Raw genomic sequence first — 14,753 nt, forward strand, 5'->3', positions numbered from 1 at the left:
TAGATGGCGTCCCAGGGAATGGCGCGAAAGCTGTTGCGGTAGCCTTGGGTGAAGCCGTCCGCGGCCTGGCTGTTACTGCTGATCGACTCTTCAAGCACCTGCGGTTGCTTGCCTTCATGCGTCACGCCGAGCAACAGCCACAGGTCGTTATGCTGTTTGCGCGGGTGGTCGCTGAGGGTGAAAAAATGGCCGCTGCGTAATGTTGGCTGATCGCTTTTGCCTTCGGCCAAGTTGTAGTCATGGCGGTGGCGTTCAAGGGCCTGACGGGTGAGTTGCTGGCCGCGCTTTTGTGTTTCGAGCAGCAATGGATAGCGATAGTCTTCCAGCACTGGGTTGAACTCGGCGCTCGCGCGGCTTTGCAGCAAGCGACTGGGACGCTGCAGGTCGTAGTCGCGGCGCGTCACCGCACTGGTTCGGGTTCTGACACGGTGGCAAAAGTGGCTGACCACCGGCTCGTCCGCGACCAGGCCGCTGCCTTGCTGATAAGGCGTGCTGCCGAGCCTGGGAAAGTAGGTCTGGTCTTCGCTGAAGACCAATCGGTGGCCATCGACACTGTGCTGGTGATGCCAGGCGATGCCGTCTTCGCTGCACAGCCGCTGGATGAACGCGAAGTCGCTTTCATTGTATTGCGTGCAATAGGCGCGTTTGGGGCTCTGAGTGATATTGAAGGTAAAGGCGTCGGCCTGGATGCCATGGCCCTTGAGGACCTGGGTGACAATCTGCGGTACGTCCATGTCCTGGAAAATGCGTGCGTTGTAGCTGAACTGCAAGTAGTGCAGCGCCGGCACCAGGGTCAGTTGATAGTGCGTCAGGCGCTTGCCCGATTCGCCCACCGCCACATCGTCGATGAACCCGTGAAGCCCTTCACCGCGCAAGCCCAAGCGCAGGAAGGCTGGCTGGTTGAGCAAACTTTCCAGTTCGATGTTGGGGTACTCGCTGACCAGTTCAACGCGCAGCGCGTAGAGGGTGCTGATGGCTTCGCTGCCCTCGAACGCCAGTACCTTGAAGTCGTTGCGCACCGAGGGGATGAGTAGTTCGAACTGCGCGGTATTGGCCGACGCGAACATGGGCTAGTCCTTGAGCTGAGTGAGTAAAAGTGAGCAACAGGCCACCTGACCCAACCGAGAAATGGTGGGCTGCATGGTGTCCGAGTTCGCGGTTTTTATAGCCGGCACCTCGCTAGCCAACCCTTTAGCCTCGACGTCGGCCGCGCCAATGCAGCGCGTAGCTGGGAGGCATTGGAAAGGCGTGTGCAGGGGTCAAAACTCAGCGCTTTTTGCAGCGCAGGCCAGCACTGCCTGGGTAAGCCACGGGGCCTGGTTAGCGTTTGGTCCAGACCTTCATCGCGGGCCTGGGTGGCGGGTAAGCGCTTGAACGGGTGCTTTCCACACACCAGCTCATAGATCACGCAGCCCAGCGCGTACAGATCACTACGGACCGACAGCGCGCCGCCCTCCAGTAGTTCTGCCGCGGCATAGCTGGGTGTCCAGGCATTGAATTGGCTGCGGCTCAATTGCGCCAACCTAGGCAGCGCGCCCTCCTCGGCTTTGCCAAGACCGAAGTCAAACAGTCGCACGCCGCGCTCACTGAGCATCACGTTGCTTGGTTTCAGGTCGCCATGCAGTACGCCGCACGTGTGGCTGTAAGCCAGGGCGTCGAGCAGCGGCAAGGCCACATCACGCACCTCATGCCACGGCAACCCCGTAGGGTGTTCACAGAGCAGTTTGTCCAGGGTCAGGCCATGCATCAGCTCCATGGTGATAAAGGCACGCTGGCAATGGGTGTCCACCTCGAAACTGTGCAGCCGGACCACGTTCGGGTGATGCAAGCGCCGAGTCAGGGCAAATTCGCTGTAGAGCAAGGCACTGGCATCTGGCGACTCAAGGAAGGTATCGCTCAACAGCTTGATCGCGATGTAAGGATCGGGATCGCCGAACTGCTCATGCAGCAGATCCCGGGCCCGGTAGACAGCGCCCATCCCCCCCGCCCCCAGCAGACGCTCAAGGCGATAGCGGCCCAGCAGCACCTGCGGTAGCTGCGCCAGCGGTGCTGCAGGCTTGTCTTCGAGGGCCACTATATTGCCCGCTGCGTTGCTGGTCCTGGCGAACGCAAAGTACGTCGGGTCGCTGAGCGCTTCGTCGCTGCCCTCCCCCAACCCCACATGCAGCTCGTTCACGGGCGAATCACCACGGCCGTCAGGTTGTCACGTGCCGCGCCATGCAACACGCCGTCGAACAGGTGCTTCAACGCGGCCTGCGGCGAAGGCAGGTTCAAGGCTTTGCCCAGGACATCGCTGGCCAACCCTTGGTAAAGGCCGTCGCTACAGAGCAGAAAGGCATCGCCCGGATAGGTTTTCAGCTCCAGCACGCCCAGGGTAAGTTGCTCGCTCGCGCCAACGGCGCGGGTCAGGGCGTTGGCCTGCGGATGGGCTTTTGCCTGCGCGATACTCATCTTTTGCTCATCAACCAGTTGCTGTCGCAGCGAGTGGTCCTTGGTCAACTGGTAAAGCCGTTGCCCACGCCACAAGTAACAGCGGCTGTCCCCAGCCCAGACACAAGCAGCGCGGTTGCCTTCGAGCAACAGCGCAACCACGGTGCTGCCAATGATGCTGTCGCGTCGGTCGGCAGTCACTGTGAGCTCTTGGCCGAGGCGCCAGTTGAGCCAGTGCAGGCATTCGCGCAGGCCTTTGAGACGCTCATCGAAGCAGTTGTAAGCCGGTAAGTCAGCCAGGCTTGCGACGATCAACTGACTGGCAATATCACCTCCCCGATACCCGCCCATACCATCGGCGACCACCCAAAGACCCCGCTGCGGACAATCGAGAAAAGCGTCTTCGTTGCGCACCCGAACCTTGCCAGGGTCGGTGCGCGCGGCACTGCGCCAAGCACTGGCAAGCTGCATCAGAGCTGCTCCGGCATACGGAAACTGCGCAGCACGTCCATGTCGAACGGATTCGGTGTGCGCTGGCTCATAAGCAGGTAGTTGGCGCGCAGGCCGCCCACCTCGGCCTTGAGCACCAGCACGTCACGACCGCTCAGGTATTCGGTCTGCATCAGGTCAAACAAACGAAACAACGACCAAGGGCCGGTGTTCTTCTCGATGCCGATAGGACGCGCGGACATCTTTTCCAGCACCAGGCTGGTTCGACCATCTTCGGCATCGGTTGGCCACTGGAAAGACACCGGCATGATGGGGCCATGGCGGTATTCCAAGGCCTGGGCGCCGAAGCGAAACTCGGAACGACTGACGGCAGGATCGAGGGTGTAAGGCTCGAGCTTGAACTGCACCTGCGGTTGCGCCGGATTCTCAGCAAAAAAGCTGCGCCGAATCACATGGGCTGCCGCCATCTGGTTGAGGTAGTGCCTGGAGACCGCCAGGCTTTGGCCGTCAATACTGCGCAGTCGGTAGCTGCCTGCATCACCACTGACAAACGGCCGCATGTAGGCTTCAAAGAAACGCTCGGCAACGCCCTGGGCTTTGAAAAACTCACGAAAGTCGTTGATGGCGACATCGCTTGTGCTGTGGGCGCTGAAGGGATAGCGCTTGTTAATGGCCTTGCCGTAGAAACTGTACAGCTCACTCTGATAACGCTGGTTGAGAAACTGATAGGCGTCGCCAAGTACCAGGCGCCAGGTGTCCTGCGCCAGTACGTTGAACCAGGCACTTACCGGGCGTGGCAAGCGCACCGAGGCGTTGCGCAGGTTGCTGATCGCATCGCGATGTCCGCTCATACGGGCCCTGGCCATTTCGAATGCGCTTTGCTCAGGCAGGTTGGCACGGGCCAGGCTCGCCAACTGCAGTTGCAGGTCGTTCAGCGCCTGCAGCGCCAAACTCAGATCAGGCGCGGGAGCGTTGTTGTCGTCGAGCAAACGGTGCAACGTCTCGAATCGCCGTTGCAGTGCGTTTTTTGCGGTGTCCGGCAATTTGCTGGCCAGGGCTTGCTGAGCCTTTCCGGCAACCGCTGCAGCGGCTGTGACCGTGCTCGACGCCACGTTCACCGTGTCGGCTGCAGCGACTACATCTTCAGCGCTTTCGGCGAGCGCCTGGAAGCGGGTGTTTTCACGGACTTCCACAAGCAGTTGCAGAATCGGCGAGTCGGCTGAAGTCAGCGCCGCCAGCTGTGCGGCGCCTTCGCCCGCATCATTGAAAGGTTGCAGGCCAACCCGGCCGACCGCTTCACTCCAATAGTTGGCGTAGTCGCGAAAGTACAGTTGTTCCAGCGCCACCCTCAGGCGTCGCAGGTCCATGCCGCTGATACCGCTGCCCTCACCCAGCACCCAGTTGTCACGCAGGATATCCGTGACCAGTGCCGCCCCCTGTACCGAAAAGTACTGTTGGTAACCTTGCTGGGTGTAGAAGCCAGGTATGGTGTAGTCAGTGCCAAAAAACACATTGCCTTGCGACCTGAGGTGCTGGCTCAGGCGGTACTCCGGCAGGCTTCGACTCTGCTCGCGCAACACCCGATACACCACGTTGGCCAGCGATTCGCTGCGCAACACCTGACGGGCCTGGCTAACCAACGGATCGTTGACGGGGTAGCTGAAGTCAAGTTTGAGCAGGCGCTGGAAATGCCCATTCAGGTCGTTCTGCACTTCGGTGTTGCCGGCATAGTGCGTCGACCAGGCGTTGGCCACCCAATCCTTGAGCCAGGCAGGATCGCGACGATCAGCCATGTTCAGCATCAAGTACGCCCGCAAACTGTTGAGCAAGCGGTCGCGGTCACGCAGGTTGGTGCGAATCTGGTTTTCCAGCATTTGTGCCACCCGTGGCAGCAACTGTGCTTGCAGCTCTTGCTCATAAGCGTTGAGTACCGGCGGGTTGATCTTTTCGCCCTGATACAGGCCGACACGTTCGTACAGCGCAACATCGGTCGAGGCCGGAAAAACGCTGGAGGCGTCGAAGCTGGCATCCAGAACCTTGAGCGCTGCCATCGCATCGTCTTGCGCACTGAGGCTTTCACGTTGCTGGGTCCAGGTCTGTGCCAGTGAGCGCAGGCTTTGCAACCGCTCATGGTTGGCAGAGAAGCCTTGCGCCCACATCACGCCGAACAAGGCCAATACAGCCAATGCGCCTGCGTAGAGCGCACGCTGCCCCCAGTGAATGCGCTTGCGTTCGCGTTTATCCAGGCCGGCCAGGTCAGCCTCGGGAAATATCACCCGGCTCATCAGGTGATGAATGAATCGTGAGGGCCCGCTGCGCAATGTTGGCAGGGCATCGGCGCCTTCACTTGGCCGGGCGTCGTCGCCCTTGGGGTTTTGCGCCGGTTTCTCCGGAACATGTGGCGCGCTGGTCAGGTAAAAGCCGCGTAGCTGGCTGGCCTGCTGGTAGCGGTTGCCGGTGAACGCCATATCCACGAACACACAGAGAAGCTCGCCGATCTGGCCCAGTTGATGCGGGAAGTCGAGGATCCGGCCCCGGCGTTGGGTATCGCGCTCCTGGTGCATACGCATGATCACCTGACTGTTCAGGCGTCGCAGCAACTCTTCGAACTGCTGGCGCAGCATGGTCACGTCAGCACCGTTCTGCTCCTTGGCAAAGCTGCTGCCGAATACTTGATCGCTTTCCTCGCGGGTCAACTGATCGAAGGATTCGTTAAACCCCAGCAGCCGATCGGCTTTACTCAGTACCAGGTAAACCGGCACGTCAACGTGCAGTTTCTGGCGAATGTCCTGTAGACGGGCACGTACTTGATCGGCAATGACTCTCAGGCCGTCTTCATTGCCGCTGATGAGTACGTCCATTGGAATACTCACCAACACACCGTTGAGCGGACGTCCGCGACGCCGTTTGCGCAGCAGCTCAAGCAAGGTGTTCCAGGCGCTGCCATCGACTGCCGGGTCTTCCTGGCTCAGGTAGCGGCCGGCGGTGTCAATCAGCACGCCGTGATCGGCAAAGTACCAATCGCAATGTCGGGTACCGAAGGTGTCGCGCGTCAGCTTGCGCTCGATCTTGTTGATCGGAAAATCCAGGCCGGAAAACTCCAGCAGGCTGGTTTTGCCGCTGCTTTGCGGGCCAATCAGTAGGTACCACGGCAGATCGTTACGCCAACGTTCACTGCGGCCGCGATACAGGCTTGATGTCTTGAGGGTGCGCACTGCTTCGTTGAAGCGGCTGCGCAGCAGTTTCTGTTCTTTATCGATCGACGCTTCACGACGCAAGCGCAACTGGCCGTCTTCACTGTCGTCGTGGTCTTTTTTGCGGATGCCGGCGCGCCAGTTGGCGAAGACCATAGCCAGGCCCCAAAACAGAAACAGCACGCTGATGCTAAGCAACCGCGAGCTGGCACTCTCCCAGAACTTGTAATCGTTGACCGCCAGCAGTGGCCCCACACCCCACACCAGCAGTGCCACCAACAGCACCAGCGCCAGTGTCCAGACCCATGTCCTGGACAGGATCGCAGCGGCTTTTTTAAAGAAATTTTTCATCACGCATCTCTGATTTACGGCTGGGGCTGGACCACGAAGGGTCAAGCTGCTGATAAGGACGCAGGACGCTGTCGCGCTGCTCACCCAAAACCCAGGCAAACCCCGAATACATCACGACCAGGCAAGCCACGGTGAACAACGCGATCCCCCATACCGGCACAATTCGCACCAGGCCGCGCCGCTTGTCCCGGAGCCCTTGCCAATGCGGTGACAACTCGCGCGGTACATCGCCACGCAGTTGTCGGATCTGCCGGTACAGTGAGTCGCGGATGTCTTCAAGTTCAAGTGTGCCGCGGGGAATCACCCGGTACTTGCCCTCGAAACCGAGGGACATGCACAGGTACATCAACTCCAGCATTGGCAAATGCTTGACCGGATTCTTCGATAGCCGATCCAACAGCTGGAAGAACTTCTCGCCACCGAATGTCTCGTTGTGAAAGCTGCTAAGCAGGCTCATCTGCGACCACTCGCTTTCCTTGTTGCCTTTGGCGGTAACTACCGCCTCATCGACCACAGTGCACAGCACATAGCGAGCAGCCATTACCTGGCTGCTTTGCGCGCCATTCTCCTGTGCGCGCAGATCGAACAATTTCAAACTTGCGGTCAGGCGATCGTTCAGGTCGTGAAGGCTTTCATCATTGGCGTCATGCTTAAGACGCACCACCTCCGACAAGAGGTCGGAGGCTGCCGCCACCAATGCATTGAGGCTGATGTTGAACGTTTCAGCCGGGCGCAGGCGCGCGGCGTAGATTATTCGATTCTCCAGTTGTTCGAAGCGCGGCAGCGCCTCGAAATCGGTGAGCGCACCCTGCGCCGGGCCCTGGCCCTGACGGTCGAGCAGGACGGTTTTGTCGTCCTGGTGTTGTTCCATGTCTTTGCTCATGTTGGTCAGTTCCTGATGGCCCAGAATGTCAGTTCAAGCTCGGAAAATTCGCCAGAAACATGGAAGGCGAAGCCACCGGAACGCTCCAACTGCACCAGGTCTTCAGAACTGAGTTCGAGAATGAAATAGGTTTTGTTGGCGTGAAACGCGATCTGCCGTGGCGCTACCGGCAGCGGCTTTATCTTGATCCCCGGCAGGTGCAGGTTGACCAGCTCCCGAATACGCTCCACCGGGCCGACCTTGAGATGCGCCGGCAGGCGATGGCGCAACTCTTCGGAGTCGCAATTGGCGCTGGCAGCGAGCACGAACGAAGCCGTATTCAAGAGTGTGTGATCGTGCAATGCCGAAACCAAAATTCCGTACTGACGCGGCTGCAACTCCAGCTCGATGGCGTGCTGTTCGAGCACCATCGATAGCACCTGACGTATCGCTTCCATCAGTTTGCGAAAGCTTGCGCCCTGGTTGCTATGTTGGTAACGGCTGTCCAGCCTAGGTCGCTTGCTGTCAGAGGCAAAGGTGGCGAGGTCGCCCAGCATCGTAAGTAGCGCGCGGTACAACGCCTCAGGCGGAAGCTGTTCCAGATCGAGAAAATGACGCAGCAGCAACTCCGTGCGATTGATCAACTGCAGCATCATGAAATCGCCGACTTCGGCACCTCCCACCTTGCCGTTCGAACGTATCCGCTCGGCGATGGTGTCGCCCCGAAGGCTGAGCATGCTGATCACTTCTTTCAAGCACGCCAGCAGATAGCTTGAGGCGTGGGTGTGGATGAAGGTCGGGACAAAGTCCGGGTCTAGGCTGATGACCCCATCGGGGGTGGTGTCGAGAATCTCGCAGAGCTTGAGCTTTACATAGGCCTGGTCGCTCTGCTGTTCGCCCAGCAACAGGCGAAAGTCTGGTCGGCCACAGCTGATCTGGCTGCTGGCGTCGTCACCGGCGTTGGAGTCGGCTATTTGCACCTCGTAGGCGGTATAGCGCGCCAACACGTCGGACTGCTCAGCACGACGGCACTCGATGTGGTTCCCGGTGACTAACGGCAACGCCAGGTATACCGAAGTTTTACCCGTGTTGGGCGGCACATCGAGGGCCAGCGGATTGGTGTTGCCATCCAGCTCGAACAAACTGCCATCAGGCAGGATGCCGGAAGCCTGGCTGATGACCAGCTTGCCCATGTCGAGAAAATGCAGGTCGATTTCCAACCCAAGCAAACCCCAGGTGAAGCTACCCAGCAGTTGAGTGCGCGCCTTCATCTGATAGTCGTAGTAGCGATCGTTATGCTGCAAGTGCTGCGGGCGCAGCAGCATGCCTTCCTGCCAAATGACTTTGTGCAAGTTCATGTTTATTCATCCGCATTGATGAGTGACGCACTGCGGCTGCCGATGCCGCGCTGGTCGAGGATCAGATCGGCACACGTCAGCGCCACCGGGCTTAGCGGAACCACATAGCGCCATTGCGTTTCGGAGAGATCGCGATAAGCCGCGAGCACGCCAACGTAGCGGCTGCCCTTGTCGACGCTGAGCTTGAGTTCAACCGTTTCCCCTGGACGCAGCTCCAACTCTTCGCTGGCCACCAAGTCCGGCACCAGGGACTCCTTGGCGCGCTCATAAAGGCTAAAGAAGTCAGCGTTCTCGAAGGCTACCGGGTGCTTGAGTTCGATCAGGCGTATCACGATCGGTGAGGGGCGGCCGTTAAGATCGGGGTTGAGCTGATCGCTTGCAGTCAGCCTCAGGTTCAGCTTGGTCAGAGTCGAATACGGTGACAGCGCCGAGCAACCCGCCAGGGCCAGCAAGGTTGCCAGTACCGCCAGTGCTTTTAGTAACAGGGTCGAGCAACCAGACATGCGCATCATCCTTGGTGTCCTGCGTGAAGGGTGGAAATCAGGCGGATCTGTTCCTCATAGGCTTTGGCGAAATCCCGCGCGAGCAGGCGCTCGCTCCAGTCGTCGTCCTGGCACAGATCCTGGTGATAGCGGTTGTATGCCCGCCAGTGGCTGCCGGCGGTGACCAGCAACGGTTTGGCGTCACGCTCGAAGCGCAGCTTCAGTTGTTGCGGCGAGAAATGCTCGAGGCTGCCCAGAAGTGCCGCACGGCTCGCTGCCAGCAGCGCCACCTGATGTGCCTGCAGCTCACGGTGGGCCTGAAAAATTGCCTGTTCGGCTGACAGTTGCCCGGGCTTTTTGCCCATCAGCAGAACGCCCAGCACCTCACCGGCATCCGCGACAGACTTGAGCGGGTTTGTGCTATTGCCTTGCGCTGTGGTCAACGCCAGGCGCATCTCGCTCTTGAGCTCGCTACGGGTGCGCAGACTCTGCTGCAGGCCGCCGATGCTCTGCTTGAGCAGGTGCGCTGCATTGATTGCCAGGGCTTCGCGGCTGTCATCATCGAGACCTTCGAGATCCACACCCAGCGCGGTACCCAGATGCCCCCAGAAGCTTTCTCGCTGGCGCTCCCGCGCAATCGGCTCAACGGGAGCTGGCCTTTCAGGCTGTGCTATCAGCTGCGGAAGATGCAGGCTTTCCATGTCGATAAGCGCAAAGTCCGCCTGCTGTGGTGGCGTCTGAATGGGTATGTCCAGAGCTTGCAGATCATCACATTGCGCATAGGCTCGCTCCTGATGGTCAAGGGCGTTGAGCGGATCGAGAAATACATCATCAGGAATAACGCTGCCTGCTGCCTGAGGTCGGCCAATTTCAGTGGCAAAGGTGGCCGGATCCCGCACCAGCCGCGCGCGAATCTCGACGTCACCGAGAACAAAGACGCTGCCGTGCTCGATTCGCTGCGGCTCGCCCCTACGTAGCCGCGCACCGTTTTCGCCGGACAAGGTGCCATTGCGACTGATATCGGTGAGAAAGAAAGAACCGTAGCGGTAGGTGACAGTGGCGTGATGATTTGACACGTGACGCTCCTTGTCAGGGATGACCCAGTCACAGTCCTCGTTGCGCCCGATCACACCGCCCGCAAGTTTGAAGGTTTTGCTGCTCAACGCCGGAGGCACGCCCTGCTTGCTTTTGAGCATTTCGAAAACCAGATCCATAGTGGTGCTCCTTACAGTCACTTTCCGCGATTGAGCGCTTGCGGATCACCCAATGGGCGATAGGTGTTGTCGTTGAATTTGTAATTGCCGCTACAACCGCCAAGGCTGCTGAGAACGAGCAACGCCAGCAGGACGGCTAACCAGTGACGAACAGGCATCAGAGAATCTCCAGAGATAGGCCAGGCGCAGCACGGCGGCAATTGCCGACACCACTGCGTAAATGGAACGGTGACGATTGAAGAAGGCGTTTCAGGCTAGTCATCGCAGTCGCCAAGATTGATGTTGAGTCGGCCAAGGCGGTACAGCAGCGTACGTCGGGGCAAACCCAGCTCTCGGGCCGCCTGGGTCTGATTGCCGTCGTTCCTGCGCAGGCAATCGAGTAGCAAATGGCGCTCGACCTTCTCCAGTCGGTCGCGCAAATTGAGCCCCTGTTCTTGCGCTGGCGGCTGCCCCCCCAGGGAGAAGTGCTCAGCCAGCAGTTCTGCGCCATCGCAGAGCAAAACTGCCCGTTCCACCAAGCCTTTAAGCTCACGAACGTTGCCTGGGAAGTGGTAACCGCAGAGATGATCGAGGGCACCCTGCGACCAACTCACCTGCTCACGCTGCAGGAAGGTGCAGGCCTTATCCGAGAAGTGTCGGGCCAGCTCAAGAATGTCGCCTTCGCGCTCGCGCAAGGCCGGCAACTCAATCGGAAACTGCCCCAGGCGGTAATACAGGTCTTCGCGAAACTTGCCTTCGCTGACCAGTACCGCCAGATCGCGGTGGGTAGCGGCGATGATTCGTACGTCGATCTTGTGGGTGTCATTGGAGCCTAGCGGGCGGATCTCGCCTTCCTGCAGTACGCGCAAGAGCTTGGCCTGCAGTGACAGCGGCATATCACCCACTTCGTCCAGCACCAGGGTGCCGTGATTGGCCGAGTCGAACAGGCCCTGGCGGTCACGGTCAGCACCGGTAAACGCGCCTTTTCGATAGCCGAACAACTCACTCTCCAGAAGATGTTCCGGAAAGGCTGCGCAGTTCTGCACGACAAAAGCCTTGGTATGGCGCGGACCGTAATCATGGATGGCACGCGCCACCAGTTCCTTGCCTGTACCCGTCTCACCCTGCAGCAACACCGTGTAGGGGCTGTGCAACACCTTGCTGATCAGTTGGCAGGTCTCGCGCATCGCTGCACTGTTGCCAATCAACCCATATCCACTGGAGCCAACCGCAGTGTTGGTTGCAGGTGCTGGGTGACCGACCGGCTGTCTCAGACTCTGCAGCAGGGCCAACTGCGTCAGCACGAACGATCCCAATTGCCCCAGGGAATCGGCGAAGCCTTTCAGATCGACAGGGTGTCGGCTGGCACATAAAAGCAAGCCGCCAACGGTCTTCTGCCTGTTAAGCAGCGGTACACACAAGAAGGACTGCCAGGGTTTACCCTTGGCGGGTAAAAAGCTGGTTTCATGCACGCTGTCGCTCAAACCCACTATGCTCACCACGCGGTTTTGGCATAGTGCGAACTGCAGCAGTTGCTCGCCGTTGTAATCCACCGGCAAGCTCGCCGTGTCTGGAGGCGAAGGTATGGCGTCGAGGTATTCAGCGCTCAGATGCAGTCGCGTATGGGTGGCGTCCAGCACATACAGTTGAATCAGTTCGCAGCCGCTAAGCCCAGCTGCTCCGTGCACGAACTCACGCAGCAGAGTACTGACATTTGTCGTTCGCGAAAGGCTGGCGAACTGCGCCAGCAATGCCTCGGCATAGATCAGCGGCTGAGCGACACGCGTGAACATCGCACCCACCTCAGGCAAACTCGCAGGTCACGCTGGCGCCGCTATCGAGCGTGGCATGCACACGCTGAAGACGTTCACCACTGGCCATCGCCTCCAGCAGACGGTCGGCCACCAGAGGCAGGACGTGCAACTCAAGCAAGTGATCAATCAGGCGTGCGCCGCTTTCGCTCTGGGTGCAGCGCTCCGCCAAGTGGTCAACCAGGCCTTGGCAATAGCTGAACACCAACTGGCGACGCTGCAAGCGCTGGCCCAGGCGCGCCAACTTGATCTCGATCAGCTCACGCAGAACAGTCCCCTGCACCGGGTAGTACGGCACCACCCGCATCCGGGCCAGCAACGCCGGTTTGAAGTGTTTACTGAGGACCGGGCGAATGGCCTCCTCCAAGGCCTCGGCGCTTGGCCGCGCACCGTGCTCGCACAACGCATCGATACGCTCGCAGGCCAAGTTCGAAGTCATCAGGATAAGGGTGTTGCGAAAATTGATTTCGCGCCCTTCTCCGTCGTTGACGACGCCCTTGTCAAAGATCTGGTAAAACAGGTTGAGCACGTCGGGGTCGGCTTTCTCGACTTCATCGAGCAACACCACAGAGTAGGGTTTCTGACGTACCGCTTCGGTGAGCATGCCGCCTTCGCCGTAACCGACGTAGCCAGGTGGCGCGCCGATCAGACGCGACACGGTATGCTTCTCCTGGAACTCCGACATGTTGATGGTGGTGATGAACCGATCACCGCCGTACAGTAGATCGGCGAGGGCAAGGGCGGTTTCGGTTTTGCCAACACCGCTCGGCCCCACCAACAGGAAGACGCCCACCGGAGCGTCCACCTTGTTGAGCCCGGCAGCGTTAGCTCGCATCGAACGGTCCAAGGCATGTACCGCCTGCTCCTGTCCGCGAATACGCTCTCGCAGGTCGGCGTCGAAATTCGCTACCTTGGCACTGTGCTCACGGGCCAGTTGCGATAACGGTACACCGGTCCAGGCGCTGATCACTTCAGCCACCAGACGTGGACACACCTCAAAGCTGACCAAACGCGCTTGCACCTGGGCATCGCTCAAGGCGTGATAGGTTTCGTTGAGCGCGGTGGTCAGCGCTTCAACCGCCTGCCCCCCTCCCTCCTCAGTTTCCAGGACGTCGCCAGCAGACTCGATGGCTTCCCGCTCTCGAGCGTGGGCCAGGCGCTGGCGCAGATCGAGTAGGCGCTCAGCCAACTGCCGCTGCTCTTGCCACAGGCGTTCCAAGGCGTTTTGCTCGACTTCAGCTTCAAGCAGACGGGCTTGCAGCTCGCTAAAAACCTCTTGGTCTATGACGAGACCAGCTTCAGCGTCACGGCTCAAGGCTTGAAGTTGACGGCCACCTTCGGCACGCTCAGTACGTAGTAGCTCCAGGCTCTGTGGCGCCGCCGCAAGGCTGATGCGCACCCGCGCGCAGGCAGTGTCGAGTACATCCACAGCCTTGTCCGGCAATTGCCGACCGGCAAGGTAGCGCGCCGACAACTCGGCGGCGGCCACCACTGCATCGTCACGCAGGTAAATACCGTGGCTTTTCTCGTAGATCTGCGCCAGGCCACGCAGAATGGTTACCGCCTCGCCGACAGTCGGCTCATGCAACTGTACGGGTTGAAAGCGTCGGGCCAAGGCTGGGTCTTTCTCGAAGTACTTCTTGTACTCGGCCCAGGTTGTAGCGGCGATGGTGCGTAATTCACCACGGGCCAGCGCGGGCTTGAGCAAATTGGCAGCATCGGAGCCACCGGCGTTGCCGCCGGCACCGATCAGTGTGTGCGCCTCATCGATAAACAGAATGATCGGCTTTGATGAGGCTTTGACTTCGTCGATTACCCCCTTGAGCCGACGCTCGAACTCACCCTTTACACTGGCACCGGCCTGCAGCAGCCCCATGTCCAACGACAGTAATTCCACGCCCTTGAGCACCTGCGGTACTTCGCCTGCAGCAATGCGTGAAGCCAGGCCTTCGACGACAGCGGTCTTGCCGACACCCGCTTCGCCCACCACGATGGGGTTGTTCTTGCGGCGTCGAGCGAGGATATCGACCATTTGGCGAATGGCATCGTCTCGGCACAGCACTGGATCGAGCTTGCCGTCGCGAGCCTGTTGGGTCAGGTTATGAGTGAAACGCTGCAACAGTGATTCGCCAGGTACAGCTGATTTGTCACAGGCAGGCTGATCTTGCTGCGCCAGAGCGAAGCCCTTCAGACGCTCGATATCGAGCTTGGCCAGCAACGGCAAATAGCGGCTGCCAGCGTAACGCATGGGGTTGCGCAGCAACGCAAGAATCAGCGCCGCCTGCTCGACCCGACTCTGGCCCAGTTCGAGATTGGCTACCAACAGCGCATCCTGCAGCCATTGAATCAGCTCTGGAGCGAAAACCGGGTTACGCGAAGCGCTGTGTTCGGTCCGCGACTGCAACACTGCGCTGAGTTCCCCCGCGTCAATCTCAGCGTCCTGCAGTGCCCGCGCAAGTATGCCTTGCGGGCGCTCCAACAATCCTAGCAACAGGTCTTCGACAAGGATCTTGCTACCACCACGGGCGACACAACGTTCGGCGCAACCTTCCAGGTCTCGGCGGGTATCGGCGTCCAGCGCCTGGATGAGTTGCTGCAGGTCTACGTTAATCATGACATCTG

Annotated in this window: 11 protein-coding genes; all 11 read right to left on the reverse strand. The window is 59.6% G+C overall.

Annotated features, from left to right (window positions below):
* The coding region (gene tssI, locus H8F21_RS26880) for a type VI secretion system tip protein TssI/VgrG (protein WP_203585681.1) at positions 1-1,067 on the reverse strand (1,067 nt) is incomplete at its 3' end.
* A gap of 95 nt (positions 1,068-1,162) precedes the next feature.
* Positions 1,163-2,176 carry a serine/threonine-protein kinase gene (locus tag H8F21_RS26885; RefSeq protein WP_203585682.1) on the reverse strand — a complete coding sequence of 338 codons (1,014 nt, stop codon included), beginning with the start codon at positions 2,174-2,176 and terminating at the stop codon, positions 1,163-1,165.
* Positions 2,173-2,901, reverse strand: coding sequence for a PP2C family protein-serine/threonine phosphatase (locus H8F21_RS26890; protein WP_203585683.1), 729 nt, complete (start codon positions 2,899-2,901; stop codon positions 2,173-2,175). The genes H8F21_RS26885 and H8F21_RS26890 overlap by 4 nt, the downstream gene beginning before the upstream one ends.
* Positions 2,901-6,425, reverse strand: a complete 3,525-nt coding sequence (tssM, locus tag H8F21_RS26895; protein ID WP_203585684.1) for a type VI secretion system membrane subunit TssM — start codon at positions 6,423-6,425, stop codon at positions 2,901-2,903. Before tssM ends, H8F21_RS26890 begins: the two co-directional genes overlap by 1 nt.
* Positions 6,409-7,308, reverse strand: a complete 900-nt coding sequence (gene icmH, locus H8F21_RS26900) for a type IVB secretion system protein IcmH/DotU (protein ID WP_203585685.1) — start codon at positions 7,306-7,308, stop codon at positions 6,409-6,411. Before icmH ends, tssM begins: the two co-directional genes overlap by 17 nt.
* Before the next feature lie 5 nt (positions 7,309-7,313).
* Positions 7,314-8,645, reverse strand: a complete 1,332-nt coding sequence (gene tssK / locus H8F21_RS26905) for a type VI secretion system baseplate subunit TssK (RefSeq protein ID WP_203543753.1) — start codon at positions 8,643-8,645, stop codon at positions 7,314-7,316.
* Positions 8,646-8,647: 2 nt separating this feature from the next.
* On the reverse strand, positions 8,648-9,148 hold the full coding sequence (gene tssJ / locus H8F21_RS26910; RefSeq protein ID WP_203543752.1) for a type VI secretion system lipoprotein TssJ: 501 nt from the start codon (positions 9,146-9,148) through the stop codon (positions 8,648-8,650).
* A gap of 5 nt (positions 9,149-9,153) precedes the next feature.
* A complete protein-coding gene (gene tagH / locus H8F21_RS26915) occupies positions 9,154-10,341 on the reverse strand; it encodes a type VI secretion system-associated FHA domain protein TagH (RefSeq protein WP_203585686.1) in 1,188 nt (395 codons plus the stop codon).
* A 17-nt stretch (positions 10,342-10,358) separates the two neighbouring features.
* Positions 10,359-10,499, reverse strand: coding sequence for a type VI secretion protein (locus H8F21_RS26920; protein ID WP_203543750.1), 141 nt, complete (start codon positions 10,497-10,499; stop codon positions 10,359-10,361).
* 96 nt (positions 10,500-10,595) lie between these two features.
* Positions 10,596-12,113 carry a sigma-54 interaction domain-containing protein gene (locus H8F21_RS26925; protein WP_203585687.1) on the reverse strand — a complete coding sequence of 506 codons (1,518 nt, stop codon included), beginning with the start codon at positions 12,111-12,113 and terminating at the stop codon, positions 10,596-10,598.
* A 10-nt stretch (positions 12,114-12,123) separates the two neighbouring features.
* Entirely contained in the window at positions 12,124-14,745 is a 2,622-nt protein-coding gene (tssH, locus tag H8F21_RS26930; protein WP_203585688.1) for a type VI secretion system ATPase TssH, read from the reverse strand.
* Positions 14,746-14,753: the final 8 nt, after the last annotated feature.

Origin of the sequence: Pseudomonas arcuscaelestis (assembly GCF_016881005.1) — a bacterium.
GTDB lineage: Bacteria > Pseudomonadota > Gammaproteobacteria > Pseudomonadales > Pseudomonadaceae > Aquipseudomonas > Aquipseudomonas arcuscaelestis.

Coding starts and splice junctions, on each gene's coding strand:
- H8F21_RS26890 (WP_203585683.1), bottom strand. CDS start 2,901: ATGCAGCTTGCCAGTGCTTGGCGCAGTGCCGCGCGCACCGACCCTGGC.
- tssM (WP_203585684.1), bottom strand. CDS start 6,425: ATGAAAAATTTCTTTAAAAAAGCCGCTGCGATCCTGTCCAGGACATGG.
- icmH (WP_203585685.1), bottom strand. CDS start 7,308: ATGAGCAAAGACATGGAACAACACCAGGACGACAAAACCGTCCTGCTC.
- tssK (WP_203543753.1), bottom strand. CDS start 8,645: ATGAACTTGCACAAAGTCATTTGGCAGGAAGGCATGCTGCTGCGCCCG.
- tssJ (WP_203543752.1), bottom strand. CDS start 9,148: ATGTCTGGTTGCTCGACCCTGTTACTAAAAGCACTGGCGGTACTGGCA.
- tagH (WP_203585686.1), bottom strand. CDS start 10,341: ATGGATCTGGTTTTCGAAATGCTCAAAAGCAAGCAGGGCGTGCCTCCG.
- H8F21_RS26920 (WP_203543750.1), bottom strand. CDS start 10,499: ATGCCTGTTCGTCACTGGTTAGCCGTCCTGCTGGCGTTGCTCGTTCTC.
- H8F21_RS26925 (WP_203585687.1), bottom strand. CDS start 12,113: ATGTTCACGCGTGTCGCTCAGCCGCTGATCTATGCCGAGGCATTGCTG.
- tssH (WP_203585688.1), bottom strand. CDS start 14,745: ATGATTAACGTAGACCTGCAGCAACTCATCCAGGCGCTGGACGCCGAT.